The 26,492-nt window shown below is 37.0% G+C and carries 21 protein-coding genes; 7 read left to right on the plus strand and 14 right to left on the minus strand.

Annotated elements, in window-relative coordinates:
- Window positions 1-41: 41 nt before the first annotated feature.
- Window positions 42-944, minus strand: a complete 903-nt coding sequence (locus ACMAZI_RS06395) for a hypothetical protein (RefSeq protein ID WP_412473534.1) — start codon at window positions 942-944, stop codon at window positions 42-44.
- 272 nt (window positions 945-1,216) lie between these two features.
- On the opposite strand from ACMAZI_RS06395, the gene ACMAZI_RS06400 reads away from it, so the two are divergent.
- Both ACMAZI_RS06400 and ACMAZI_RS06405 read left to right on the plus strand, forming a co-directional pair.
- Window positions 1,217-1,552: a hypothetical protein gene (locus ACMAZI_RS06400; RefSeq protein WP_120405074.1), complete on the plus strand. Its 336-nt coding sequence runs from the start codon at window positions 1,217-1,219 to the stop codon at window positions 1,550-1,552.
- 21 nt (window positions 1,553-1,573) lie between these two features.
- Window positions 1,574-3,187, plus strand: coding sequence for a PhoU domain-containing protein (locus tag ACMAZI_RS06405; protein ID WP_162929644.1), 1,614 nt, complete (start codon window positions 1,574-1,576; stop codon window positions 3,185-3,187).
- Here the strand turns inward: ACMAZI_RS06405 and ACMAZI_RS06410 are convergent, their stop codons facing one another.
- From ACMAZI_RS06410 to ACMAZI_RS06450, 9 genes are all read right to left on the minus strand, one after another.
- Window positions 3,188-3,760 carry a hypothetical protein gene (locus tag ACMAZI_RS06410; protein ID WP_334678326.1) on the minus strand — a complete coding sequence of 191 codons (573 nt, stop codon included), beginning with the start codon at window positions 3,758-3,760 and terminating at the stop codon, window positions 3,188-3,190.
- A 73-nt stretch (window positions 3,761-3,833) separates the two neighbouring features.
- On the minus strand, window positions 3,834-4,601 hold the full coding sequence (locus tag ACMAZI_RS06415; protein ID WP_115363498.1) for a hypothetical protein: 768 nt from the start codon (window positions 4,599-4,601) through the stop codon (window positions 3,834-3,836).
- An 80-nt stretch (window positions 4,602-4,681) separates the two neighbouring features.
- On the minus strand, window positions 4,682-5,980 hold the full coding sequence (locus tag ACMAZI_RS06420) for a S8 family serine peptidase (protein ID WP_412473533.1): 1,299 nt from the start codon (window positions 5,978-5,980) through the stop codon (window positions 4,682-4,684).
- Window positions 5,981-6,068: 88 nt separating this feature from the next.
- On the minus strand, window positions 6,069-6,983 hold the full coding sequence (locus tag ACMAZI_RS06425; protein WP_412473532.1) for an endonuclease/exonuclease/phosphatase family protein: 915 nt from the start codon (window positions 6,981-6,983) through the stop codon (window positions 6,069-6,071).
- Entirely contained in the window at window positions 6,984-7,781 is a 798-nt protein-coding gene (locus ACMAZI_RS06430; protein ID WP_412473531.1) for a hypothetical protein, read from the minus strand.
- Window positions 7,782-7,855: 74 nt separating this feature from the next.
- Window positions 7,856-8,920 (minus strand): hypothetical protein, encoded by a 1,065-nt coding sequence (locus ACMAZI_RS06435; RefSeq protein WP_412473530.1) that lies wholly within the window; start codon window positions 8,918-8,920, stop codon window positions 7,856-7,858.
- A gap of 136 nt (window positions 8,921-9,056) precedes the next feature.
- Window positions 9,057-14,150 carry a hypothetical protein gene (locus tag ACMAZI_RS06440; RefSeq protein WP_412473529.1) on the minus strand — a complete coding sequence of 1,698 codons (5,094 nt, stop codon included), beginning with the start codon at window positions 14,148-14,150 and terminating at the stop codon, window positions 9,057-9,059.
- A gap of 182 nt (window positions 14,151-14,332) precedes the next feature.
- On the minus strand, window positions 14,333-16,513 hold the full coding sequence (locus ACMAZI_RS06445) for a hypothetical protein (protein ID WP_412473528.1): 2,181 nt from the start codon (window positions 16,511-16,513) through the stop codon (window positions 14,333-14,335).
- A 96-nt stretch (window positions 16,514-16,609) separates the two neighbouring features.
- Window positions 16,610-17,695, minus strand: a complete 1,086-nt coding sequence (locus ACMAZI_RS06450) for a tRNA dihydrouridine synthase (RefSeq protein ID WP_120405067.1) — start codon at window positions 17,693-17,695, stop codon at window positions 16,610-16,612.
- Between the two features lie 94 nt (window positions 17,696-17,789).
- Here ACMAZI_RS06450 and ACMAZI_RS06455 point away from each other — a divergent pair, with 94 nt between their 5' ends.
- Together ACMAZI_RS06455 and ffh are read left to right on the plus strand one after the other, a co-directional pair.
- Window positions 17,790-18,431, plus strand: coding sequence for an HAD family hydrolase (locus tag ACMAZI_RS06455; RefSeq protein WP_158536917.1), 642 nt, complete (start codon window positions 17,790-17,792; stop codon window positions 18,429-18,431).
- A 9-nt stretch (window positions 18,432-18,440) separates the two neighbouring features.
- On the plus strand, window positions 18,441-19,877 hold the full coding sequence (gene ffh, locus ACMAZI_RS06460; RefSeq protein ID WP_120405066.1) for a signal recognition particle protein: 1,437 nt from the start codon (window positions 18,441-18,443) through the stop codon (window positions 19,875-19,877).
- Window positions 19,878-20,251: 374 nt separating this feature from the next.
- Here the strand turns inward: ffh and ACMAZI_RS06465 are convergent, their stop codons facing one another.
- From ACMAZI_RS06465 to ACMAZI_RS06475, 3 genes are all read right to left on the minus strand, one after another.
- Window positions 20,252-20,719: a hypothetical protein gene (locus ACMAZI_RS06465; protein WP_412473527.1), complete on the minus strand. Its 468-nt coding sequence runs from the start codon at window positions 20,717-20,719 to the stop codon at window positions 20,252-20,254.
- A gap of 271 nt (window positions 20,720-20,990) precedes the next feature.
- Window positions 20,991-21,809, minus strand: a complete 819-nt coding sequence (locus ACMAZI_RS06470) for a hypothetical protein (protein ID WP_412473526.1) — start codon at window positions 21,807-21,809, stop codon at window positions 20,991-20,993.
- Between the two features lie 183 nt (window positions 21,810-21,992).
- Complete coding sequence (locus ACMAZI_RS06475) at window positions 21,993-22,535, minus strand: YceI family protein (RefSeq protein WP_115363472.1); 543 nt, start codon at window positions 22,533-22,535, stop codon at window positions 21,993-21,995.
- 34 nt (window positions 22,536-22,569) lie between these two features.
- On the opposite strand from ACMAZI_RS06475, the gene ACMAZI_RS06480 reads away from it, so the two are divergent.
- Entirely contained in the window at window positions 22,570-22,809 is a 240-nt protein-coding gene (locus tag ACMAZI_RS06480) for a hypothetical protein (RefSeq protein ID WP_115363470.1), read from the plus strand.
- Window positions 22,810-23,298: 489 nt separating this feature from the next.
- Here the strand turns inward: ACMAZI_RS06480 and ACMAZI_RS06485 are convergent, their stop codons facing one another.
- Window positions 23,299-23,730: an Rrf2 family transcriptional regulator gene (locus ACMAZI_RS06485; protein WP_115363468.1), complete on the minus strand. Its 432-nt coding sequence runs from the start codon at window positions 23,728-23,730 to the stop codon at window positions 23,299-23,301.
- A 146-nt stretch (window positions 23,731-23,876) separates the two neighbouring features.
- Here ACMAZI_RS06485 and hmpA point away from each other — a divergent pair, with 146 nt between their 5' ends.
- The gene (hmpA, locus tag ACMAZI_RS06490) at window positions 23,877-25,046 is read left to right on the plus strand and encodes an NO-inducible flavohemoprotein (protein ID WP_412473525.1); all 1,170 of its coding nucleotides are present in this window, start codon (window positions 23,877-23,879) and stop codon (window positions 25,044-25,046) included.
- Between the two features lie 114 nt (window positions 25,047-25,160).
- Entirely contained in the window at window positions 25,161-26,462 is a 1,302-nt protein-coding gene (locus ACMAZI_RS06495) for a cytochrome-c peroxidase (RefSeq protein ID WP_412473524.1), read from the plus strand.
- Window positions 26,463-26,492: the final 30 nt, after the last annotated feature.

The following is a 26,492-nucleotide window of genomic DNA, read 5'->3' on the forward strand; positions in this document are numbered from 1 at the left end:
ATTAATCGACGACATTGAGAGACTTTTTGACTTAATAAAAGTTAAATTGCAGCTCTTGTATTTGCAATTGCCAAGTGTTTAGCTCTTCTTTCTACAAGGTCTTGAATAGCAAGTTTTGCTTGATCAATCTTTTCTGTCTTCTTCTCGTTTAATACTTTACCGTGGTTTAGGATATCTCCAAGGCGGTAAACTCCATGCTGCTTGTCGTATTCAGTTTGAATCGCAGAAGGTGAGCCAAGGTCGACGAAAACAGAGTTATTTGGACAGTGACCTCTGAAGTGCTCATCAGCAAAAATGGTATCATTAGATCCAATTGTATTCACATGAGAGTTGAACTTGTAATAAGAGTCAAAGTCTCTCCATTCAACAGTTTGAATATTTACGTTTGGAAATTCTTCAATGAGAGCCTGTACTTTTTGCGAATTTCTAGCACTGATATAAATATTGTATTTCTTCATTAAGTGCTTAATCGAATCTCTTGCAAGTTGTCCTGAGCCAAGAATTAAAACATCACCAGTTTCATATTTTGACTGAATGATTCTTCTCATGATTCCGGCATATGATTGTTGACCAATCTTAACGAGGTGCTTTTTTCTCACTTCTTTAGCATCTTTAAAAAGTTTTTCTAAAACTCTTAGAATGACAGAAGAGCGAATATCTTCTTTAAGGTAATTTGCAAATGCTTCTTTAAATTGAGCTACGATCTCACTTTCACCTTTTAGTTTACTTTGTAGACCGCAAATCGTTTCTAAGAGAAAATGATAGGCTTGTTTTGAAGTATGGTATGTACCTAAGGCTTTATCCTGTGAATCAAACTCTGTAGTTGTGAGAATGATTGTTCTTTGGCAAGTAATTAGAACAAATGCCCCTGGCATCTCTAATAGTCTTTTAGGTATTTCGTTACTTTTTGTTTGAATATTAAGTAAATGGATCTTTTCTAACAAAAATCTGTTCCTTGCGTTGTGTTATTGTCCGATCTCTGTAAAAAGAGATTACAAAATTCAACACTTAAAAGTGTCACAATTTTGTAGAATTCATTATGCATTGACGATATTGCGCTAATTTGTCTTCATTGAGCAAAATAGTCAATGTTTTCTTTACAATATTACTATCTTACACATTTTTATTTAGGTCTATTTGAGTCTGTCTATAATGCGATCAATAACTTCCTAAAGTTCTTTTCACGGGTAGAAATTTCTGCTAATTTGTCCTCATCATGAATACAGTTACGAAAAGTTCAAATGATGTGGCCAGTGAGGCCAAAAAACCTAAATCAGCGTTTAAAAGACTGTTGGAGAGGCTGTGGAATAAGTTGAAAAAGCCTGCTTTAGCATTCGATCGCAAGGTTGATGGGGCCATTTCTTTCTTTATTCAACACTATGGCAAAACAAAGTTCATGGTAGCGATGTCAAAGAAAATTCAATACTTAGGAATTGAAGGACTTTGGAACAAAGGCCCAAAAGCTTTTATTTATTTTTTCCTATTTTATCTAATTCGAGATACAATATTGTACATAATCATACCAATTTGGGTGGCCAAGGCTACTTCGTAAATTAATTTTATTATGTACTATTTGCAACACATCTTATTTTTTATCTCTGGTCTCGCAATTTTCTATTATGGCCAAAGAATTATTTCAGCTGGAATTCAAAGTTTAGGCTCACAAAGTATTAAACATATCGTCTCTGATATTGATGGTAAAAACTTTGTGGTTAACTTTTGGAATGGAGCAAGGCTAAGTCTTTTAGCATTTTCTCCAACTATGGCAAATCTCGTTACCATTGGTCTAGTTAATGCTAACCTTATAAAGCAAAAGAGGGTATTGCCTATGTTCCTAGGCTCATCCCTGGGCTCAATTGCAATATTTATTATTCTTGTTTTCTCATCTCAAGAGACAGCTTTGAATCTGATGGCCTTCGCTTTAATCTTAGGTTTAATTTCTCGCAATCTCTATATTAGGAAGTTGTGTAAGCTCTTATTTGGTCTTGCTTTTTTATTCTTAGGCGTTGCAGTTATGCACGAGAGTTTTGTAAACCTTGTAACTTGGAAGTATATTCAAAACTTTATCGTCTTATTTATCGATTACTCACTTTTTACAAATATGCTAATAGGACTCACTGTTGGAAGTATTATTGCTGTTATCTTAAGAAGTCAGACAATGACTTTGGCAATTGTAGTGGTTCTTTTAATTAGTAACCTTTTTCCAACTAGTTTTTGCTTTGCAATGCTTACAGCGTCTTCACTTTGTTCGTTTGTCATTAACTTTGATACAGCAAGACGAAATGCGAGACCTTTGGCCATAAGACTAAGCCTTGGCCCATTAATTCATTATTCAGTCGCTACAGCAGCTTCTTTTCTATTGATTGTATTAATTGATCATAATGTTCAAACTGATTTAGATCCACTTAACCTTGTTGTTCTGGGATTCTTCTTTGTTAACATTCTAGCTATTCTTAATTATTTCTTTTTTAAAAATATTATTTCAGAAATGGTTAAAGGCCTATATCCTGATGCTAAGTTCAAGGATCGCCCAAAGCTTAAATTTCTAGGTGATCGTCGTCACATATCTTCAACGATGGCCTATGTCTTAGTAGAGTTAGAAATTGGGAAACTTATGGATATTGTTTCTCGAATGTTTGAAAAATGTTATGAGTACGTAGAAAGTCCAACTAAAGGTGCTAGGGCACTTGCAAAGATTAAAGATTACGAAAAGATAATCGACAATATTCAAGTTGAAATCAATGAATTTATCTCTAAGGTCATCTCTAGTGGAGTTGAAGAGGAAGAGAGTCGCAATGCCATTAAGTTAATGCAGATTGCTTCTGACCTTGAGCAGCTAGCTGATAGTCTAGATAAGTTAACGACAATGCTTACGAAGTATTATGAAAATTGGCAACTATCGGCCGATGAGTCTGAGCGCTTATTAAACTTTTATAAGGAAGTTCAAAATCTTTTTGCTGAAAGCTTAAGCCTTTATGAAGGGCATATTGCCTCTGAAGAAGATGTTGAACGAGTTATTCATGATACAAGAGAGCTCAAGAAGCATCTGATGACTGAAAGAGAGGACTTCGCTAAAGTTCATCACAATGAAGATGGTCGAAAACATATCTATTATTCTGATATGATGACTTCAATTTCTGTTGTTAGAGCAAATGTAAGAGATATTTACTTACTTCTTTCAAAGTAATTATTCCCATTTCTGCGTTAATTCGTTTTGACACACTATCAGTGGAAGTTCCTTAACAATCGTATTTTGATCTTTGTTTATAGAAAACGGAAAAAGCTTTCTTGTGGATGCTATTTTTCTATTAATGATCTTCTCTTTGTGGCCACGTGAGGCCCTAACGCTACGATAGCGTACACATCTTTTACCGCGCATACGAATACACTTCTTTATCATTGAAACTTTATCTATCTGCTCTTCATAATATTTCATTTCTTTTTCAAGTTCTTTTTTTGTATTTGTTATGGGAATAAACTCTTCGCCCTTAGTCGTTCTTATTCGATAGCTACCAAATGGCCTAGTTGGCCTTAAAGTAAGAAGGTCTTGTTTTGCTTTAAGATTGATATCAACTTTATATTCAAAACAACTATAGTCTTGATCAACAACTTCACTCATTACTTCTAATGCTGTTATTTGGATTTTAAAAAAATTTGGTATTTCATAAAAGTCACGAGCAATCTCAGACAGTCGTTGCTGAGAAGGTTTTTGGTTACAACTTATAAGTAGTAGGGGAATGATTATTATTAAAGCTCTCATGAAATAATCATAAGGCCCTAATGCTATCTTTTAATAGTGGGGAAACGCTTAAATTAGGTTAATAAAGCTAAAGCTAAAACCAAAGTGCTTGCATGCGCTTAAGAGAAATATCAGTGTATTCGATATCTTCTGTTTTAGATGCAAGGCCTCTTCCCTTATCTGCTTTTTCTTTATGTGCTAGATTTTCAATAAGTAGTTTATTAAATACTACGCTCATCTTAACTAGTGAATTAGCACCTTTTAGAGTTTGTGCAGATACCTTCTTATCTTTAGCTAGTGTAATGTAATTAGCAAAAGTATAGTAATTATCTGAGAATCCATTATAACAAAGTTGCTCAAGTTCTTTGTGAGTTCGATCCATATGATCTCTCATCGCCAGAGGTAGTGTCTTCTTTGTTGCTCTTTTTCCTTCGTATGGAAGATGCCAAACAACATTTTCAATATCGTCTGTAATTTCTTCTTTCAAGGTATATTCCCACATTTTAGGTCGATCATTATAATTAATGAACTCCTGATGAAAGGAAGCACATGTTTTAATCTCTTTTTTAAAACTAGGGTATATCTGTGAGAAAGTTAAATATTGCTCATATAAAGATAAGAAATAGACTTTCTTATTATCTAGCTTTGAAATATCTTTAGACGTTTGTGAGTCTGCACTTGCAGGACCTCTTTTTTTCTTTTCAAACTTACGAACTTTGTAAGTTGGAGTAGGGTTTACTTCACTTTCTGATCGGTCTGTAAACTGTGCAAATTGGTCACCAAGCCCGTTACCGTAATGTTGTGATCCAGCACAGCTAATAAGTGTTGTCGATAATAGAAATAGTGTTCCAATTTTTTTCATTTTAGTCACCTCTTACTATCTCTTATCGACAGAAAGAGGCTTATATTTAGAAAAAATAGATGTGTTCTAGAGTGAACCTATCACCATCTTAAGAATCGTCTTGCCGTCATTATTGCGGCCGATTCATTTAAAGTTCCACCACTTACACAAAGATCACTTAATTTAGCTTTCTTAGTAGCTGATGATAATAGTATGTCTTTTACATGCGCTGGTGAAATAGGCTTAGCGTAGTAGTCGGCCATTGCGAAAATTTTGGCCGCTATATTGGTAACGTGAGGAGCTGCCTGTGATGTACCATTAATTGGAATGTAGCGATCTCCTGGTGAACATGAGTATATGGCCACACCTGGTGCAAAGAGAGAAACAGTTGTTTTCCCAAAATTAGAAAAATAAGCTTTATCTTCATTGTCTTCGTCAATTGCTCCTACGGAGATAACATTATCAGCGATAATTGATGAAGGGTAGTGAAGCATTTCATCTGTATTATCTTTCTTATTTCCAGCAGAGAAGACGAATAAAAGATTTGAATAGTTTTCTACGACTCTTTGACCTTTTTTCATAAGGCCTTTCATATAGTCGTTACGAAATTTCGTGATTGTTGACTTGTATTTCTCATCAGCTTCTTTCTCACTTATATCAAACTCATCTTGAAAGAGCTCGTTTACCATATCATATGCAGGCTCCCAGCTTTGGCCCCATGAGGCATGATAAATCTTTGACTTACTTGCTGAGTATTTAACTGTCTCTTCAAACTTCTTGATCATCCAAGACTGATAATAGTTTAGGTAATTCTTAATATTTTGAATTTTATAATAGCTTCTTGAATATTTACTCGGTGTAAACTCTTTCTTTTTAAATAGCCCGACTTCATCATCACCAAGGTAGCGTATAGGCATGAACTTAAGGTCCCAGCTTTTCATTTCATACGGAAGCTTTTTTGTATTCATCGCAAGACAAGTGACATGAGAGCCATGTGTATATGAAGAGAAGTCACTTCGATGATCCATGAAATCATCATCTTTTCTTATCTCTTTATACCATTCAAGTTCTTCATCTGTTGCAATCTTTAATGTTTTTCGACGTCTAACTTCATAGTACTTGTATACATTTGGATCAAAAGTACCAATGAGTGAAGGGTCGAATACTTTATTAGTATCATGAATAAAGTTCCACCCATTAAGATCATCAACTTTTCCATTTCGATCGGTGTCATATCCGTTTTGATATTCAGAAAAGTTACGATAGAGGTGGGCACGTAGTTTTTCATGGCCAATATCTATTTGGTTATCGCTAATGGCCACGACTGTAGAAGCATACGTACTACTTACGAGAATTAATGAAATTAAAGCTTTTATAAAGTGTTGTGTGTATTTATGCATGAGAAAATAAATAATTGATCTTATGCGTCTTTGCAATTGCATCGCATAAAACAATGCTTTGCACAACGTCTAAGTGATTGAATATTAATTAGTCTTGAATTTTTATGATGGCATAGACAGGGTAGTGGTCAGATGGATTATTCCAAATATCACCTCTTCTACGAGGAGGGCCAATAAGACGACCTGTTGAATTCTTATATTGATAGACAGCAGCATCCATTAAACGATGGCCAAATGACTCTTCCATGAAGATATAATCTAATTGAAGTTGGTGTGCGGCTTGTCCTACAAATTGATAAAATGTTGTTCGATACTGTAGGGGAAGCTGACGCATAGAAAGTACATCTTTAAGATCAGTCTCTTTATATATGACTTTAAATTCTTCATCTGTATTTTCATTTGAAGCATTACCATTAAAGTCACCACATAAAAGGATTGGCGTATTAGGATATTGCTTCTTCTCTTCTTTATAGACTTTTAATAATAATTCCAGTTCTGCTTGGCGCCTTCTTACTGACCTAAAGTCATGGCCAGTATCATCATCTCTTTGTGACTTTAGATGTACATTAAAGAGGCTAAGCAAATGCTCTCCCTTTTTACTATTTACACGCAAGTGGGAGAAGTCTCTACTTAGAAAGTAGTCATTGTCATCTTCATCGTGAAGTTGAAAGTCGATTTCTTTATTTGTATGGCTTAGATGTTCAAATTCAAATTCAAGGCCTTTTCTTACTAAGAAAGCATTTTCAATTCCGCGATCACTATTGCCTTGTTGATGGAATATTTCATAACTTTCGTTAAGATAAACTTCGTTGAAGTAGACTAAGCTTTCAATTTGGCCAACTTCTGTTAAGGCATAGATATCGGCATCTATTTCTGTGAAAACTTGTTTTAATTGATTTAAGTTTAGTTTTGATTTGAAGTAGTTTATATTTGGAGGGTTATCGAAAGCATCCCTAATAAAGAAGTTCTCAAGATTATAAATACAAATTTCAATTTGTTTCAATTAACAGCTCCAGCCGAAGATATAGCGATGATACTTTTTCTCTTTTGTATCATAGATCATTTTACAATAAGCCGATTGATATATTCCACTCTTATTGATCTTTTTAAACTTATCTACAAGTTCTTTTGAGCAACTCGTATTTAATATTTCTTTATTTGGGAACTTCTTTGTTGCTAAGGATATATACGTTGCTGTTAAGCCCTTATTTGGTGAAAGTTTCATCGCATAATCAACTTCACGAAACTCTTGTCTAAAGAAAAGATCGTCTCCATTTGTAAAAAATGGAATTGTTGATCGAGGAATAAAGTAAGTTTTATCACTACCTTCTTTTATCATTTGGTTTAGTATCACCCCATGAAATGAAGTGATTTCATTAATATTTTTTGTAAAGCGAATCCCTTCATATATCTCTTGGCGCTCTACTAAGACTTTTCCAAATTTATCTTTTTCAGTCTTATGATGTATACAACGTGATTGATAAGTGATGACACTATCTTGTGCGACTGTTGTGGTCCAGAAAGTGAAGGGGAGTCCAAATTCCTTCACAAAACTTTTCTTTTCTTTCAAACTTCCATTTGTAAAGACTTCTTTGAATTTCTCTGAGGTCTTACCTGTCTCTTTTGAACATTTAGAGTTCTCAGGACAGCCTTTTATAAGATGTTCAACCATATGTGGCTTAAAGTTTACTTCTTCAATTACTTGAACAGATGATTGAGTATTTTGCTGCTGTGTCATTGCAATACTTAAAGTCGCAAATATACAGGCGAAGCTATATTTGAATAGATGGGCCAATTTCATAATTAAATTGTACTTGGCAATGGAGTTGGGGTCAAAAAAAAAAGCCTGCATTTGCAGGCCTTTTTAAGGGGGGGTTATTGATTCATCCCACGGTTATTGCCGTCTAGGAGGAAATCAATCTGGGATTGTATTTCATATTTTTCAGTAGTCTGACCTCTTCTTATATCGCTGATTCTTGTGTTATTTGAATCATCGCTGTCACGACTTCCTTTTTGTTTAAGAAAGTTTTGTCTTTCTTGTTCATCAAACTTTACGATAACTTTTTGCTCATCTTCATCACTGTCGATTTCAGCAGAGTTAACTTTCGTTTGTAATGTTGTTTTTGTATCAATATCATCAAGTTTATCTTGCTTATTAACTGGATTACTAACACATTCAATCTTAGAGAATTCAAGAGCTCTAATATCTCCAACAAATGTCGATGGGAGACCTGAGGCTTGTCTAATTTCTAGATCTGCATTGAATTCAATTCTTTCTTTTCTTGATGTTTCAAATTCGTTTGTTACCGTTCCAGCTTCAATATTATCACCACTATTATACCATTTCTTTTGGCCAATAGTGAAAGCTGCTGTTGCTGCATTACTATCAAATCTTGACTCTAATTGCTCTTGAACCGTAACAGGAGTTTCAACTTGTCCCATATGGTCTTTTTCAGCAATTTCTACAAGTGCAGTTTTGGCCTTTGCGTTCTTATCACTTAGCATGTTCTGACAGATTGCATTTGCATCAGACATCTTTTGTAGGTAAATATCCTTGTCTCCATTGTATGCTCTATACTTAAGTGAAGCACGGTAAGCAATAATAGGAGAGTTGTCATAGAAGTCTCTAAGGTCTTCTTTTGAGATTTCAATTGATTCACGATCTTTAATGAAATCCTGATGCTCTTTCTTTTCTTGATTATCTTTCTTTAATTCTCTTTGATAAGCTTCTTCAGCAACCTTGTACTTACCAAGATCACAACGCTCTTTGTATTTTTCGTATCTTTGACGATATTCTTCATCGAAGTCGCTGATCTTTTCAAAGTCCTTGCGATCGAACTTTCTTTCAACGATTGTACAAATGCTTGCATACGATGACAGTGGAATTAGTCCCGTTAGGATAGCAATTTTAATCATAGTTGAGATGTTTTGCTTCTTCATAATAGCCTCTTGTTTTGTGTAAGTTAAGATACTATTAATAAAGCAATTGCTATGCCAAAAAGGATAAAGCCTAAGGTATTGAAAATTTGTTTTAATTGCTAAGAAGGCCGTCTAAATATTGAACACTGTGTGAAATTTAATCACAATAGAAGTGGCGATTCCAGCGCTTACCAGAAATGAATTCTGTGTAGTTTGCTGACGTGGCCGTTAGATCATCCATCGAGTCTACAATTGTATTATAGCTTGTTAGTTGAGTGTCTTCTGTAAAGTACCCAGCTGCTGGTTGAGGGTAGAAGTTATCAAAAGCAGAACCATTGCTCACAGTACCTAATTGACAGAATCTTTCACCAATTTGTTGAATCTTTGATCTTACAGTCTCACTTGAGTGATCTGGATAACCAGTTTCAAGGTTATAATGTGTTTCGTCTGGAGTAAGAGACATATTCTCATTATCAGTCACAATACCTTCTGACGAAATAAAGAGGTTTAGATATAAGTTTAGGTCTGTTCCACTAGGGAGGCGACACTCGTAAGTATTATCACTATTTAATACTCCAAAACCTGAACAGCACATATTACTAGGATCGGTTACATTTGAGCCTAATTTAGAACAGCATTTGAATTCATCCGCAGAGAAAATCTGTGGTAGTGAAATCGTTGAGCCATCTGTCTTATAATAAACCTTAGACTCAACACCAGCTGGAGTACCTGGAATAGCATCTGCTGTAAATGGATCTGGTCCAGCATCATTATATACACCTTCAATCAAGCGACCAACATTTGATGTCCCATCTGCCGGATTAGCTTTTTCATCGTTACAACGAATTGCTTCGTAAGCAATTTGAGGAACGCCAAGAAGTTCGTATTTCTCAAAGATATCTTCGTAATAGGCTTGATTTCCTGGAATCGTACCAAAGATCTCATCTTTCAAATCATATTCAAAAGAGAACCAACCTTTTTGGAAACCATTTAGCGTGGCCTGATTTCCTACGTAGAAGAATAAGTAGTTAAAGTTGTCCTGAATAATACAGTAACTAGGCTCTCCAGTATTTCCATCAGAGTCGATATCATTACTATCAGTAAAGAGAAGGTCGTTTGCTGCAGTACTCACAGAAGAACACGTTACTTCATCACCATAGTTTTCTGGTGCTGGAGCTGTTGCAGAAGGTGGCCCTCTTAGCATATCGCTACTAAAGTTAATATCTGAAAAGTCAGCAGCATCAGTATCGTCTGTATAGTGGAGTAGGACATTGCGAATAGAAGCTATATTCACATAGTCTGGAATATAAATTGCTAGATAAAGGTTGTCTGGTGCAAATCCATTATCACTACTTGGAGCACTAACAAGTGGAGCTTGAGGATTATTAAATCCTGACGGCTTTAAAATAACAGGAGGGTAAGGAGCATTGTAAGTGTCACTAACACCTAATTGCTCATACATACCATAAACTGTTTTTGCTGCTAGACTAATTTGTCCTTCGGCATCGACAGGGCTTAGGCTTATGCGTCCAGATAGGCCAGTTGCCGGTATTTCTGTTGGAGCTTGTGGCGTTTCTGAGTCATTTTGAATATTTGCTTGTACGGCACCTACAGGGTCTCCAGGACGTAGCCAGTCAAAAAGGTTCGTTGGAGAGTCTGGGTAAGTTCTATAGCCTCCAAGTGAGCTCATATATGAGTATTCCATTAGCCAATTATTTTGATTAGTTGGATCAAATCCTTTTTCCCATGATCTCATTGAGTAGTTTAGACAAGCTAACTTAGAAGGTGAAATATTTAGGCGATTACCAACTGTCCAATTATTTGTCCCATCTTCAAACTTTCTTATAAATCCACCACCACAACAATTTGCACGACCTGTTTCATTGATAACTTTTGTATCATTTGCTGAAGGTAGGCCAAAAGATGGAATGGATGGATTTGTCGAGTATGACTCAGCTGCCAAGTATCTTGAGTAGCGTCCGGTCTTATCATTATCTGAAATTGAATCTCTAAGTGGGTTTAAGGCCACGTTATCGACGTTGTAACCAGGTAAGTCTGAGCGTGCGCCAACTGCGGTATACATTGTAAAAGTCTTACTTACTTCACGACAGCATCGATTCTTAGACATGTCATAATTATAATAATTTGCTCCAAGAATCGTATTAAGAAGTGGCTCTTCTTGGCTTTGTCCACAAACAAGCTCTTCTTCCCAGAACTTCTGCTCGGCCATCGTTCCTCCAAAGCTTGAAGGGGATAGTCCTCTGGCTACATCTGCATGTAAACGGTTAGGTCCACAATCTAAGTTAGTATGACAAATTGCTCCTGCTCGTCTTAAACAGGCGTTAGCAGCAAGGGTTTCACTTTGTACATTTAATACGTAGCTTAAGTTTCCAGCTTCTATTGACTTGAATGTTGACTCAGTTGTCACAGGGTCAATAGAGGATGCACTACACATATTTTGTCTAACCGCTAGAGGGTTTCTTATTGGTGTCTCATCATTAAGATAATTACCATCTTCATCAAATACTGGACAGCTTCTAACTTTGCCTGTTTGGTATGCTGTCTCATCACAGGCAGCGATTTGAGAAATATAGTCTGTTCTATTATCGTTATCTTGTTTTTCGTGTCTTAGCTCAAATGCTTCAACACCTGTATTTCCTGTATCAGCTGATCTTCCTGGGATACAAAGCCCAACTTCTGAAGGTTCGTAGCTTCCAGTTGCAGCGTAAATTGATAAGTTTTGTGCAATTGCATTTTGTACTTCTTGTGGTAACTCGTCAGCTCGATTTGTATAAGATATCGGTCTACCAAGAATGCTTGCAGCTTGTCCAAATAGAATCGAAGTTGGCTCATTAGGGGAGCGAATAAGTTCTTTTGAAAAACTTGCTGAGTCAAGGGCCGCACAATAGAAGTTAGGAGCACAAGTTAGTAGCTTTGACTGACTTGTCTTCTTCACATTTTCATTTGGATTAAGCTTACAAGGAGAACCTGCTCCGCGGTAAACACAGCGGTTATTTTGTCCGCCACTAATATTTCCTGCAAGTATTGCTGAAAGTGAAATGGCCTCACGACTGTAGTCATTTTTTTCAAAGGCATCAATATCAAATTTAGGCCAATTTGTTTTTACGTCTGTGATTTGTCCACATGCATATTCCCATCCTAGCTTTGCAACACAATCGCTATCAGTGTTACAAGAGTGCATATACTGGCAACTCGCTCCAAAGTTTTGAGCAGCGCTATCTGGGTCTAGAGAAAAGTCGTAGTCGTGATCAGCTGCTGTTTGACCACCAAGGTCTTCTACAACTGAGACTGTAAAATTACTGTTTTGAGTAAGGTCAGCAAATGGTGCGTTGATTGCTAAGAAGAGCTTATTTGTTGTCGATCTTACTCGTCTTCCTGCACCGACTGCAAACCAAGAAACACCATCAAAAGAACCAATTAGAGCTCCTTGATTAAAGCCATACCAATCTCTTTGGTAACCATTAACATACATTGCTGCTTGAGTCGTAAGACGGTTTCTTCTTTGAACTCCAGCATTTGAGTAGCTAATATGTGAGCTTGCAAGCATCGTTGGTGGAACCCAGCAGGCCCTTCCAAAAATAGTGTCTTCATAATTACCAAATGTTGTATTACTTCCAATAGCTGTACGATCTGTCGTGTAACCACGCCATGTTAATCCATATCCTTTAGAAGACTCAGGATGAGAACTTAAAACTTTTTGCCAAGCATCTTGTTGACAGTATGGGCATGGAGTTGAATATCCACTTGTAGCCGAAATGATATAAACTTGATCAACATCAACTTCAACAACCTTAGCTGGTTGAGCTTGTTGGAGATCAAGAGTCATCGGGCCAAGGACTGCATTCATTGAATAAGTTGTTTCAATTGGACCTGCTTTATTTGCATCATCAAGATAGAAGAAATAATCTCCTTCCTGATTTGTCCCTTCAGGAACTTCTGATAAATTATCGTAAGGCACTCCCGCTAAAGAGAAGAAGCGGTGAGGTGCACTTTTGGCCGATACTAAAACTGATAAGTTTTGAAATGGAGCATCGTCATTTTCGTTTACTGGAATATCACAAGTGATATTTAGGATATTGCCATTAGCATCCTTGCCGGCCTTTAAACCGTAATCAATACAGCGGGCATCTAATTGCAGCTCTCCACCAGCATAAGTTGGCTCATGTGGACATCCACACTTTTCCCATATCTTTACTCTTACAGAGTCGAGATCTGGTGAACACTCAGCTGTTTCTCCTAATAAACACTTATAGTCTTTTATATCTGCTTGTAGCTGTTGATTTGCATTATCTAGTTCATCTTCCGTGTCAGTCTCATCATCTTCACTTGGATCAGTGTTGATTGGACACACATAGAAAAGGTTAGGGTAGCTCTTAAATGCATTTGGATTTTCTAGCATTTCATTTAATGCTGTTTGGTATTCAAGACTGTCTTCATCAATATTAGGTCTTGTTGCACCGTCGTTAACACATTGGCCGTTAAGACAGCAGTTATATCCTTGTAGCTGGCACGAAGAGTTTGTACAGCTATTTGTATCTGGATTAGTGGTTGTGTTTTTAACATCAATATTTAGGTTTAAGTTATCAATACCAATTGAGCCAAGAGTAGGTACACTATTTACTGTACCGTACACTGATTCATGAAATCTTAGGTTAAGAGCAGGGAAGCTAGAGTTACATGTAGGACATACATCATTTAAGCTATAAGCTGCTAAAGAACCTGATATTTTATTATTTAGATATGTAGTATGAGTTGTTGAACCTGTATATCCAATAATTCCGTCTCCACAGAAGGCTTGACTATCAATTGCATTTGCAATTTCGATTCGCATACTTACTTCTTGTGATTTACTAGATTTAATAGGAATTGCCTTTAGGCGAACTTGAGGTTTTTTTACAACACTTCCTGAAACAACTTCCCCGGCACCATCGAAATCAGCAACAAGACAAAAAGCTGAATTTACTTTTTCTGAAGATACAATTGAATTATTAACAACACCACCGACCAGATAAATGGACTCAGTGTCTGTTGAGTTAATGGTAATTGGACCTTGGATATATTGATTCTTTGCATACCATGAGGCATCAGTTGGATTTTCGATAATATTATTCGTTGATTCTTGTTCTGAATCTTCACCATCGACAGAGAGTCGATTATTGGCCGCTTGCATACAAGAGGTTAGTAGCAAGATTGCGGCAAGGAATGTTAGTAAAGGTGCACGTAATTTCATTAATTTTCACTTTCCTATCTCTTAACTTTTCGCCCTTTTACGCCGGTAACTTTATAATAACTTATTGATATTAAAAGAAAGGTAAGAAATACCTAATGATGGGTTAAGTGCTTAGAATTACTGGTTAGGTGAGTAGGTCAGTTAAATGTGCGAGTTTTTCAGTCGACAATTATTTGTGTGTTTTACCAGCCATAGCCGAAATCGATCTGTCCAACGGAGTTATTTGAGTAAAAAGGTCCACCCCAAAATCCGAACATATTGGCATCACTTAGATCTAGTTTTTCCATATACCAGTCATAGTATTGTTCTCGATAGGCTATTTGTTGTTCCTGATACATTCCAGTGTATATAGCACTCGGTAGTTGTGCTCTTAATTGTTGGGTAGCAATCATTGGTCCCATAAATTTATAAGATTGTTCAGCTGCATACATTGCAACTCCAGGCCAAAAGCTCTGTTGATGACGTCTAACGACAGAACGTTCTGAAATTGGATCCCAGTCAACATATTCATTATCATCAAGTTTAAAGCTATCTTTTGAGAGTGATAAGCTTTGTTGGTTACAACTTCTTACTTGTAAATATTGGCAAGCTTTCGGAAATTCATCAGGATCAGTTACATCACCATTTCTAACTTCATTTCCATTACAATTGATTTTATCTGATTGTGGACAATACTTTTCTAAGTAACGATTAGAAGTTTGGTAGTCATTTGTATCTTTAGCTCCATAATAATATCGAGAATAATCTTCAACAATAAGCTCTTCTTCTAAATTGTCACCAATAATAGACAAGGTCTTAATACTCTCATTAACACCTTGAAGAGGTGGTAGACAACGGAATTCATGAATCTGTGGATCTTCACATATATTCTTATAACTTCTCGTAAGAATTGATTTTATAATCTCCAGGTCCTTCATTGGTTGGCTTATAAATAAATCACTAATGGCCTTTTCTGCCTTTGCTAATTCTTCTTCTTGTTTACTAATCAGCTCATCAAGAGAGGAGTCGTCAAGTTCGTCTTGAAGGCATTTAAATACCTTATCTGAAATTTCATTATTAGAGATAAGTCTATCTGTCGTAGAAACGCTTTGCGGACAAAGCTGACTTAGTTTACTAGCAACTTCACCGTTAAAGTCAGTTTTAGTACCTGTTGTTTTATTATAGGCTTCAGTTTCTGCTAGTCCCTTTTTTAGGATATCGTGAAGCTTATTCTTCGTTTCTTGTCGTCTACCATTAGCAAAAATTGTGACGTTTGAAACACTATTGCCACTTCCTATACTTTCGTTTGCTGAGTTAATAGCTCTTGCAAGTTTTCCTGTATCAATAGACTCGTCACAATCTACGAGTTTACCTTTACACTTTTTTAATTCATTTAAAGCGGAAGAAATGTCATTGAATGATTGGTCTTCAATTGAGTTTGTAAAAAACTGAGTAGCAAAACTACTTTCAGGAGAACTAAATATATTCTTGTCTGAATTATGCTCTTTATTTAAGTCATAGAGTTTTACAATTGTATTTTGATAATAGTTCTTTAGTTCATCGCTCTCACTAAGCAGTGAAAGTGTATTATTTGGCTTACTGATGGATAGAGATGGACTTCCATCTTCTGCCTTGTCTAATGAAACATTGTATTGATCGGTCTTAAGTGCATTTAAATGCTCTTTAAAGAAAGATGTTGCATCTTCTTGTGTCGCCACACCAGCATAAATCTTCTTCAAAATCTGACCATAATTATTAATAGTATTCTTGGCCATCTCTTCGTGGCCATCACCAAGTTTGAAGTTTTCAGTAAAGTCATTAAAGACTGAACATTCCTGTTTTACGTCCTCACTAGCATCATCACAAGCTGAGCGCATATAGGAGTAGAGGTTCTTACCGTCACCATTTTTAATATGGTTGAAGATTTTTACAAAAGGATTATCTTCCGTTGAGTTTTGAGCAATACTGTCGGCTTGCTTTTTTGCAAGTGCTGCTACTGTTGAATGGATAACTGCATACTTTGTTACGGCCTGTGTATGCTCCTCAAGAGCAAATAAGGCCTCTAAGGTATTGTCATCAAATAACTCGGCCACATCAAGGCTTTGAGATTCTTCTTTGAATTTAAGATATTCATCGCGAACGTTCTTAAGCGATCTTAGCGCAATGACTTGGGCCATTTGAGCGTCTCGAGCACCTTTTAAATCTGCCAAGGTTGGAGAGTTTGGCTTGTTTTCATCTGCCTTCATTCCATTTTGCTTGTCGTGAACCGACTTAATTTCCATTTCCAGTTCACTACAGTATTCAGCAAATACATTGAGAGAGAGGGAACTAAGTGATGTTCCAATAATTAAAGCTCGAATGAATTCTTTAAATGGTTTTCTCATCTGATTTCTAAAGTTTAAGTTTAAACTATTCTCCCTCAAAGAGACTTATCGTTATAAACATAAGAAAACTTTAGTAAGCCTAGAGAAATTAGAGACTTAGCCGTGACCACCGGCCATGAAGACTTGATTATGGTCGATCTTCTTGTGGCCATCTTTAATGGCATCGAAATATTCACGAGTTACGTTCATTGTTTCTTCAATATCTGGCGTCTGAAACATTGCATTTCTAAAGTGAGTTACATTTGGAAAACCAGCGGCCATCCATACGATATTCTTTCTAAGAGTTATCAGAACAGTTCTTTCACGATCTGTGTACTCTTCAAGATAATCGCGGAATCTTTCAATAACTTCCAAGTAGTCACTAGGAGTAAATTGAATATCGTCGTCTTCTTTTAGAAAACTTTCTAAGAAGATGAATGGATTTCTAAGAGGCCCTCGGCCAAGCATTAGGGCCTGACAGCGAGTTGCCATAAGTCTCTTTTGTGTCATTTGCCAAGAGTGAAGATCCCCGTTTCCAATAATTGGTAGAGGAGAAGTCTGGGCAATACTTTCTAGAAGATCCCAATTTGCAAGGCCCTTATAGGCCTGTGTACGTGTTCGCCCATGAATAGCAACAAATTCGACACCTTCTTCTTTTGCGATATGAATAACTTCTTGGGCGTTGATAGAATCATCATCCCAACCAGTTCTGATTTTAATTGTTAGAGGAACTTCAATGGCCGACTTCATTTGATTAAAGTACTTACCAAGTTTAGAAGTATCTTTCATAAGGGCAGAGCCACCGCCTTTAGAAACAACCTTTCTAACTGGACACCCCATGTTAATATCGATGAACTTTGGCTCGCGCTCTTGTGCGACTTTGGCCGCTTCTGCCATGGCCGTGCCGTCTTCACCAAAGAGTTGAAGACCGATATTCTTCTCTCTTGGGTGGATTTCTAGCATTTTAACAGTCTTTTCATTCTTATAATTGATGCCGTGACATGAAACGAGCTCACTAACTGTTCCACCAGCACCCAGCTCTTCCATCAATAAACGATATGGAGCGGTACAAATACTACTCATTGGAGCAAGTAGAAGTGGTGAATCAAAAGAAATATCCCCAAGTTTGACTTTTGGGCGTCGTGACATCAAGGTGTCAATCTTAGCTTGAAGAGATGGTGAAAAAGTGCGATTATTGGCCATGCGATTATTTAGCAAGTAGCTAGAATTAGGTCAACATTTTTCGATAATTTGGAAATAATTACTGATGTTTTTTGAAAATCCAAGAGGATATATTGTGTTTGATTGTGATGGGACTCTCGTTTCATCAAAAGAGGCCGTCATTAGTGCTGTCGCGGAAGTTATGAGTATTATTCTTCAGCGTGACGTAAGTATTGAAGAGGCCCGTAAAAAGTATGGCCCTGATATGGTATATACTGCAAATCAATTTGGACTCGACCCAGTGGGAAGTGAAATTCAAAGAAATAAGCTTATGAGCACTTGGAAAGAAGTTACTTCTAAGCAAAGTAATGATTATAAGTTGTTTGCAGGAATGAAGAAGCTAATCTTGGATCTACTAAATCAAGAGTTTCAGCTCTACGTATGGACGGCACGTGATCGTAGGTCGACTCTTAGAATTTTAGATGATCAGGATGTGTTGCAGCACTTCTTGGAGCTTCGTTGTCTAGATGATACAACTCCTAAACCTCATCCACAGGGACTTATCGAAATGCTTGAAGACGCACCTAAAGATAAGATTATGCTAATAGGTGATAGTTTCTCAGATACACAAGGGGCCAAGAGCTTTGGTGTAAAGTCCATCGGTGCTCTTTGGGAGAGTGGGATTACAAAAGATGGATTTGGTGAGCACACTGCCGATTATTGGGCAACTCATCCAAGTGAATGTTTAGAAATAATTTTGAATAATATAAATAAATAGGGAATTAGAATGTTTGATAATTTAAGTGATAAGTTTTCAGAAGCGTTTAAGAATATTTCAGGTAAGGGAAAGATCTCTGAAAGTAATATTGAAGAAACATTAAAGCTTGTTAAGACAGCTCTTTTAGAAGCAGATGTTAATTTTAAAGTCGTAAAGAACTTCATTAATAATGTTAAAGAAGAAGCTCTTGGTGAAAAAGTTATCAAAGGTGTTAATCCAGAAGAACAATTTGTTAAGATCGTTCACGACGAACTTGCAAAGACAATGGGTGATAAGAACACTGAGCTTAATTATGTAGAAGGTGGAATCACTCCTATTTTAGTCGTTGGTTTAAACGGTCAAGGTAAAACAACTTTTTCTGGGAAGCTTTCACTTTTCCTATCAAAGAAAGAGAAGAAGAACGTTCTTCTTGTTCCTGCCGATACATTTAGACCTGCTGCCAAAGATCAGCTAATTACTCTTGCAAAATCAATGAATATGGATTGGTTTGATTCAGACCTTTCAAAACACCCTAAAGATATCGCAGCTGATGCCATGGCATTTGCCAAAGAAAACGGTAAGGATATCGTTATTATCGATACGGCCGGACGTCTTCATGTTGATGAAGAATTAATGGGGCAAATTAAAGAAGTACGCCAAGGACTTGAAGGGCTAAATCCTGAAGTTCTAATGGTTGCAGATGCCATGACTGGGCAAGAAGCAGTAAATGTTGCAAAGAGCTTCCATGAAGCTGTAGGGCTTACTGGTGTTGTTCTTTCAAAAATGGACTCTGATGCTCGTGGTGGTGCCGCGCTTTCAATTAAGCACGTAACAGGAGTTCCAATTAAATTCATCTCAACTGGTGAGAAGATGAAAGACCTTGAACTCTTTCACCCGGATCGTCTTGCGGGACGAATCCTTGATATGGGTGATGTTCTAACGCTAGTTGAAAAAGCTGAAGCTGCTATTGATAAAGATGATGCTGAAGGCATGATGAAGCGTTTAGAGAAAGGGAAGTTTTCTGTAAATGATTTCATGAAGCAAATGGATATGATGAAGAACTTAGGTTCAATGGCATCAATCATGAAAATGATCCCTGGTATGGGTGGCATGCTTAAGCAAGTAGGGGATCTGACTCCTGCTGAAAATGAAATGAAGAGAATGCGCGTTATCATCAACTCGATGACGAAGAAAGAGCGCGACAATTATAAGATCATGAAAGACTCTCACATCAAGCGAATTGCAAAAGGTTCAGGAAATACTGAAGCTCAGGTTCGTGACTTCATTGCTAAATTTAAGCAAATGGAGCAGATGATGGGTGGACTATCAAAGATGATGAAAGGTGGAGCGATGCCGGGGATGCCTGGTATGCCAGGAATGGACGGGATGCCTGGAATGCCTGGACTTGGTGGTAAGAAAAAGAAACCACGCAAGAAAGGCGGAAAATGGGGCGGTGGCTTCTTCTAAGCGCTCCGCAAAATTGGCCGCCCAAAGGCGGGCTATTGTTTGCGGCGCTAGCTCCCCAATCTTTAGCTAAAAATCTATTTCAACAAGCCGGGTTCAAGCCCGGCTTTGTTGTCTCTGGAGCAATGGGTAAGTTGTCGAATTGAGCAAGACGTCTGCTGCGCCTGACTTCGGTTATGTCCACGATGGACAGTATGTCCGCGAAGGCAGGAGCCGAGAGCGGACCGGCGTAGCAAACTACGCCTTCCCTTGTCTTGCGCTAGCATCCACAGCAAGCTTTAACGAATCAGTTACTTCAATTCAATTTCAGATTAAGTTTTTTACGGATTCGTCCATCGCAAAAAAAACGGCCACTTTGGGCCGCTTTCATATGGGAATTATTTTTGTGAGTAAGGAAACTCTAAAACTAGTGTTCTGTCGTGACACTGATCCCAAGAGTAGCTGTGGTAGAGAGAAAGTTTTGTTAACTTAAGCTCTTGTGCTCTTGTTTCTTTGTCTTCAGAGATTACCATTTTGTAACGGTAAGAAAATGCTTCGTATTCATCACAAGCACCTCTTGAAAGAACCTTTCCATCAAGTTCACCACCAAGTAGGTAGTTAACTTTTGAACCTGTATAAAGACGATCATTGATTTTAGCAACAAGCTCTCTTTTTTCACCGTTAATTACCGCGCTGATATATGCTTTTCTTTCGTAAATATCGGCATTGTTAAGAGTTAGATTCTCAACAGTGATTTCAGTTAGTGGTTGGTATGAACCGTCAGTCTTTGCTGAAACTGAGTCCGTTAGAACGTAAGTGTTAGCAATTACTGATACTGTCATTAAAATTGCAATTAATGCCTTCATTTTTCTCTCCTAAATTGAATTATGAGTCTTTCTAGCAATGTTTATTGGTAGTGGAAAGTTAGGATTGTGTTAATGTGTAAGTTTTTCTTATTGAGTAAGGAAAATTGGAATCGCGGCAGGTTCAGGGGCCTGCCGCGAGTGTGTACTCTAAACTTTATTACTCTGTGCTGTAAGAAAGAGGAGAGATTTATTGTTCTTTTAAGTTATCTTTCGTGTTGGACATAAAGTATCAACTTATACAGACATAGCAAAGTTGAGATTGTGTTAAGATTTATAAGATATAGTAACCAATATCTAGAGTTAATGATCCATTCTCATGAAAGTCATCAATAATAATACTGTGATCTCCATCTCCTGACTTGGCGGCCGTATAAGTTGCATATAGTTCAACAAAGCCTTTGCCTTTGTTGTATCTTAAATAAGGAAGGTAGAGAACCATGCGATCGTCCCCAATCTTCTTCTTACCATCTCGATGATCAGTATACCATTCACTTCCAAGGCCTAGTCCCCTGTTGTCGTTAAAATTATAATAGGCAAACGTTCCACACATTGTACGCCATGTATTCGTATTTGGGTCTCGTCCATTTCGATTATAGATCTGTGCATACGTATTTAATTCAAATGTGAAATTGTCTGTATTCTTTGAAAGAAAAAAATATCCACGATGATAACTATCATAGCCTCTATTACGATCCTCTCCATCAAAGATATAATTTCGATTTTGGAAGTGGAGGCTAAGCCCGTGTTTATCTTCAGTTAAAATATTATTGATGTAATAACGAAGAGAGCAATAAGCGTATTCGCCTTGGTAAGATTTCTGATTTTTTTGAGAGAAGGTATTTGAGTAAACAGGTACCCAGCGTATGTTTTGATTCTTGGCTATATCGTAACGAAAGTAGACGAGGTGATCCATATAGATAGCGTCTCGATTACGTGCATTCATTTCTGTATAGGTTGAATTAAGATAGAGAATCTTGAAGTTTGAAAGATTAAAAAAAGATGCTTGTGGTTCATCTAATGTAATCTCATTAACCTGAGCATAGGTTAATTGAATAATCAGTGAAAAAATAAGTGTCGTTAATTTTTTCAAATTGCCTCCTGTAAGAAAAATAGCTAACCATCGGTCGTGCTATTATGAGGAGGTTTCGAATTTTAATCAAAATGAGGAATAGAATTATTGATAATGTTCAAAAGTTATCTTGTATTCGATGTAAACTTTCTCGACAATTATGAAGATTAAATTGGGCCAAACCGAAATCTGGCCCAAATATTATTAATTACACTTTGAAAATTTTGATTCAATTTCAATTTGAACATCACTCCAAGTTTTACCTTCGTGAAGTGCATAGCAGGCCTTGTTGATTGCCGCTAGGTTTTCTCCAAGGGCGAAGTCAAGAACATCAATGATTCCTTCAGCTTCAAGCTCACCATCTTCAATGTCATACTTCATAGGAACTTTCATTGTTTTTCCAGCAAGAGTCATATCCACATATAAGTAATTGCTATCGATTTTATTAACAACACCTGAGATTTTCATATCTTTAAAGAAGAATCTTTCAATCTTAGCATCACGTGATGCATCTTTTGTGTGAACAGAGTTTACATCGATTGTGAAACGAGCACCTTTAACTAGCTCTTTTATTGAACCTTGCTTCTTTTGAGTTTTAATTTCAAACTTTTTGAAGGCCCCACCAACACCGGCTTTTTTGGCCGTTTTATATGCCGTCCATTTTACTGCTGTATTTGAATTATTGTATTCATAACAGTTTGCAAACGTCATGCTAGAAAATAGTAATCCAGCAACTATGAATTTCATTGTCTTTCTCCTTTGAATTGTTTAAATCAAGTATATGAAACAATATGACTATCCGAAAGAATTTTATGTAACTTTACAAAATAATGACAATCTCCTTGGACAGATTGAAGTTAATAGAACTAACAAAGGTTTCAATGCTGAGATCGCGATAGTGTATAAAGAGACGAAAAAAATATTTAAGTATGTTGATCAAGTCTTTGGTGCCGAAGATGAAACAGAGGCCTGTGATATTGGAATGATGAAATTGTCTCGTTTTTTAAAGTCAATTAAGTAACGCCTTGTCTTCATGCGTCAGTCATAAATATGACACACGCATTCTCTTGTTTTATAAAATTTCAATACCTTTTCTATGCGTCATCGAGATGAAAAAGTTGGCACAGGCCTTGCTTATATATAAGCGTGTGTGTGTTGGAGCAGAAAAAAGGATTTTTTCACTCCGTCAAAATGTCTCTCTTTAAGAAGCCGGATCAATGATCCGGCTTTTTTGTTTGCAGCATTTGCCACGATGGCAAAATAATGCAAAAGCAACGCATGGCCGACCCGGATGGGAGGCCAGGTGAACCAACTTCGAAAACTAAATTATTTCTTTTTGCAATGATGATGCATTCCGCTTCTGATTCAACTTCTCACTGACATACTGATTTAATTTTAAAAAGAGAGGGTTTTATGCAATCTACACAAACTCCTTACGTAAGTACCACCCCAATAGCGACACTTCACGAAGTGAAGTAAGCGATCGTAAACTTCTTCATATAAGTGTTCTTTAGAAAAGCGAAAGTAATTCTTCTCGATTTTCAACGATGTCTTCAAGAGTGTACTTTTCTAAGTTCTGGATAAATAAAGATAAGGACTCATTCATTATGGACTTTAGTTTACAGTGAGGGGTGAGTCGACATGGTGACTTACTTCTGTCGCCAATAAAGCAGTCGACAATATTAAAGTCAGATTCAATTTCTTTAATCAATAGACCAATATTAATTTCTTTTGGTTCTTTTGCTAGTTTTATGCCGCCACTGGCCCCTTTGTAGCTTTCAATAAGGCCTAGGCGTGAGAGCTGGTGAATGATTTTTGCAAGATGGTTTCTTGAGATCATATACGTTTCTGATATCTCGCTAGAGGTACATAAGCGCTCGTGGTTTAGGCTTAAGAATATTAAAACTCTGAGGGAATAGTCAGTATATGAAGTTAATTTCATACTTCTTTATTAGCATATATCTATCTGAAATCTATTGTTTTTTATAAATATATATTAAAAATACATGTTTTTATTGCTAGCTTGTTCTTTGTGTTATAAATATGTATTTGAAATACATATTTAAGCAGAAAAGATTAGGAGTTGGTATGCTATCTACACAAACTATTGAAATTGTAAAATCAACAGCACCTGTATTAGAAGAGAATGGTGTATTGCTAACAAGGCATTTTTATCAAAAGATGTTTGAGAATAACCCAGAGGTCCTTCCCTATTTTAATCGTGCGCATCAGAACAGAGGTAGTCAGCAAGAAGCATTAGCAGGAGCAATTTGTGCGTATGCTAAAAATATTGATAATCTCGAGGCCCTTGGAGATGCAGTATCTTTAATTACAAATAAGCATGCAGCTTTAAAAGTTGAGCCAGAGCACTATCCAATTGTAGGAGTTAATCTTCTTGCATCAATTAAGGATGTGTTAGGAGATGCAGCCACTGATGAAATTATTAATGCATGGAAAGAAGCATATTTCTTTTTGGCCGATATTTTAATAGATGCTGAAAAAGCTATTTATAAAGAACAAGCTTATGAGGGTTTTAAGGAATTTAAGATTGAAAAGAAAGTTAAGGAGAGTGAGGTTATTACTTCATTTTATTTAAAGCCTGTTGATAATACAAAGCTTCCAGGCTTTGTGGCAGGCCAATATATCACAGTAAGAGTTCCATTTGATGGAATAACGACAATGAGAAATTACAGCTTATCAGATTATCCAACTAAAGATCTTCTTCGAATAAGTGTTAAAAAAGAAGAGGGAAATCCTGATGGATATGTGTCCAATTATTTACATTCCAAACTAAGTGTAGGGGATGTGTTAGAAGTTGCAGCTCCTGTTGGAGATTTTACTTATAAGAAGTCTGAGAATGGTAGTGTCTTTCTCGCTGGCGGTATTGGGATTACACCTCTTTTAAGTATGGTAAAAGCTGCTCTTATAGAAGGCGAGCCTAGAGTTGACTTTATTCATGCTAATAAGAGTCGATCGGTTCAGGCATTTAAAAATGAACTATCAGATTTAAGTGAAAAATATGAGTGCTTTGCACCATTGTACTTTTATGAAAATAGCAGTGAAGAGCTGGCCGATAATGAATATGAGGGGTTTATCACCAAAGACTTCCTTGAGAAGAGAAGCTTTGATTTAAGTTCCAATTTCTATATTTGCGGGCCGAGTGCGTTTATGGCCATGATGAAAAAACATCTTCTAGAGCTAGGTGTTGATCCAACTAAGATATTCATCGAATTCTTTGGCCCACTAGAAACTTTATAATCTTTTAGGTACGCGGTCCCTTAAGTCATTTTAGGAACCGCGTACCTAAAAGTGTTTGACTCATCAAACTTTTCTTTCTAATATTTCCCGGCACACAATTTTGGGACACACACAATGAAAGTAATTCTAATCCTCACACTGAGTCTTGTGGCGAGCTTCGGCCATGCAGACCAACTTGATATCAAGCTTAAACGCTACACAGAGCGCTTCTTTTTAAAGGCCGTTGAAAAGCCGACGGGAAAGAAGGTAGAGCTTTATAAATTAGGAAAAGAACTCTTCAATGAGAAAGAGATTTCTGGAAATCGCAATATTACTTGTGCCGATTGCCATATGCCTGAGTTTGGTAGTGGTGATAAATTACCTGTCGGGATAGGTGAAGGTGGAAAGTGGCAAGGTGATCAGCGCTTAATCGGTAAGGGCCATGTGATCCCTCGTAATTCTCAGCCTCTTTATAATCTCGGTGATGAGAATATGGAGCATATGTTTTGGGATGGACGAGTTCATTATCGTAAAGATTGGGATGTTTATACGACTCCTGTTGAAGCCTTAAATGGTGACTACCCTGAAAGATGGGATATTACGGAAAACCTAGGTAGTGCACTGGCCGCACAGGCCCTGTTTCCAATTACTTCACATGAAGAGATGCGTGGAAAGAAAGGAAGTAACGATATTGCCAATGCTCCAAATGAAGAGGCGGTTTGGAAAATTGTCATGCGTAGGCTTTTGGCCATGCCTAAATATCGCAAGCTCTTTAAAGAAGCTTACCCGGCTATTCCAAAAGACGAATTAAATATTGGTCATTTTGCACAGGCCATTGCCCATTTTGAAACCCATGAATTTGCTGTTTACAATACTCCTTGGGATAATTATCTAAGAGGAGATAAGAGTGCATTAAATCAAAAGGCCAAGCGTGGTGCCCTCGTTTTTATGGAATCAGGAAGCTGTGTGGCCTGTCATGTTGGAACTCTTTTGGGGGGGCGTGGATTTGCTGCAGTTGCAACTCCACAAATTGGCCCAGGTAAGAATGATCCACGCAAAAATGATGAGGGAAGGTTTCTCGTTACTGGCCGTGAATATGACCGCTATCGATTTAGAATTCCACCTCTTAGAAATATTGCCTTAACTGCCCCTTATTTTCATTCCGGAGCCTACGGATCCTTAGAAGAAGTTGTTGAGCACTACCGTGCTGGGATTAAGGCCTTAGATCATTACGATAGCTCTTGGGTAATTAATTCATTTAAAAAGAATTTTGATAAAATTCTATTTGTTGAGACAAATCCATATATGCTTTTTAAGAAGAAGGATGCTGCTCATCCAATCTTTAAAAATGGTGATATTCAGATCAGTAACTCTCAAAAAAGCGATTTAGTTTACTTTTTAAAGCATGCTCTAACTGATGGTGAGCAGCTGAAATAGATCTGCTGCCCACTATTTTTGTTAGCAAAA

The sequence above is a fragment of the Halobacteriovorax sp. YZS-3-1 genome (assembly GCF_047084945.1).
GTDB lineage: Bacteria > Bdellovibrionota > Bacteriovoracia > Bacteriovoracales > Bacteriovoracaceae > Halobacteriovorax_A > Halobacteriovorax_A vibrionivorans.

Coding starts and splice junctions, on each gene's coding strand:
- ACMAZI_RS06400 (WP_120405074.1), top strand. CDS start 1,217: ATGAATACAGTTACGAAAAGTTCAAATGATGTGGCCAGTGAGGCCAAA.
- ACMAZI_RS06410 (WP_334678326.1), bottom strand. CDS start 3,760: ATGAGAGCTTTAATAATAATCATTCCCCTACTACTTATAAGTTGTAAC.
- ACMAZI_RS06415 (WP_115363498.1), bottom strand. CDS start 4,601: ATGAAAAAAATTGGAACACTATTTCTATTATCGACAACACTTATTAGC.
- ACMAZI_RS06420 (WP_412473533.1), bottom strand. CDS start 5,980: ATGCATAAATACACACAACACTTTATAAAAGCTTTAATTTCATTAATT.
- ACMAZI_RS06430 (WP_412473531.1), bottom strand. CDS start 7,781: ATGAAATTGGCCCATCTATTCAAATATAGCTTCGCCTGTATATTTGCG.
- ACMAZI_RS06435 (WP_412473530.1), bottom strand. CDS start 8,920: ATGAAGAAGCAAAACATCTCAACTATGATTAAAATTGCTATCCTAACG.
- ACMAZI_RS06440 (WP_412473529.1), bottom strand. CDS start 14,150: ATGAAATTACGTGCACCTTTACTAACATTCCTTGCCGCAATCTTGCTA.
- ACMAZI_RS06445 (WP_412473528.1), bottom strand. CDS start 16,513: ATGAGAAAACCATTTAAAGAATTCATTCGAGCTTTAATTATTGGAACA.
- ACMAZI_RS06450 (WP_120405067.1), bottom strand. CDS start 17,695: ATGGCCAATAATCGCACTTTTTCACCATCTCTTCAAGCTAAGATTGAC.
- ffh (WP_120405066.1), top strand. CDS start 18,441: ATGTTTGATAATTTAAGTGATAAGTTTTCAGAAGCGTTTAAGAATATT.
- ACMAZI_RS06465 (WP_412473527.1), bottom strand. CDS start 20,719: ATGAAGGCATTAATTGCAATTTTAATGACAGTATCAGTAATTGCTAAC.
- ACMAZI_RS06475 (WP_115363472.1), bottom strand. CDS start 22,535: ATGAAATTCATAGTTGCTGGATTACTATTTTCTAGCATGACGTTTGCA.
- ACMAZI_RS06480 (WP_115363470.1), top strand. CDS start 22,570: ATGAAACAATATGACTATCCGAAAGAATTTTATGTAACTTTACAAAAT.
- ACMAZI_RS06485 (WP_115363468.1), bottom strand. CDS start 23,730: ATGAAATTAACTTCATATACTGACTATTCCCTCAGAGTTTTAATATTC.
- hmpA (WP_412473525.1), top strand. CDS start 23,877: ATGCTATCTACACAAACTATTGAAATTGTAAAATCAACAGCACCTGTA.
- ACMAZI_RS06495 (WP_412473524.1), top strand. CDS start 25,161: ATGAAAGTAATTCTAATCCTCACACTGAGTCTTGTGGCGAGCTTCGGC.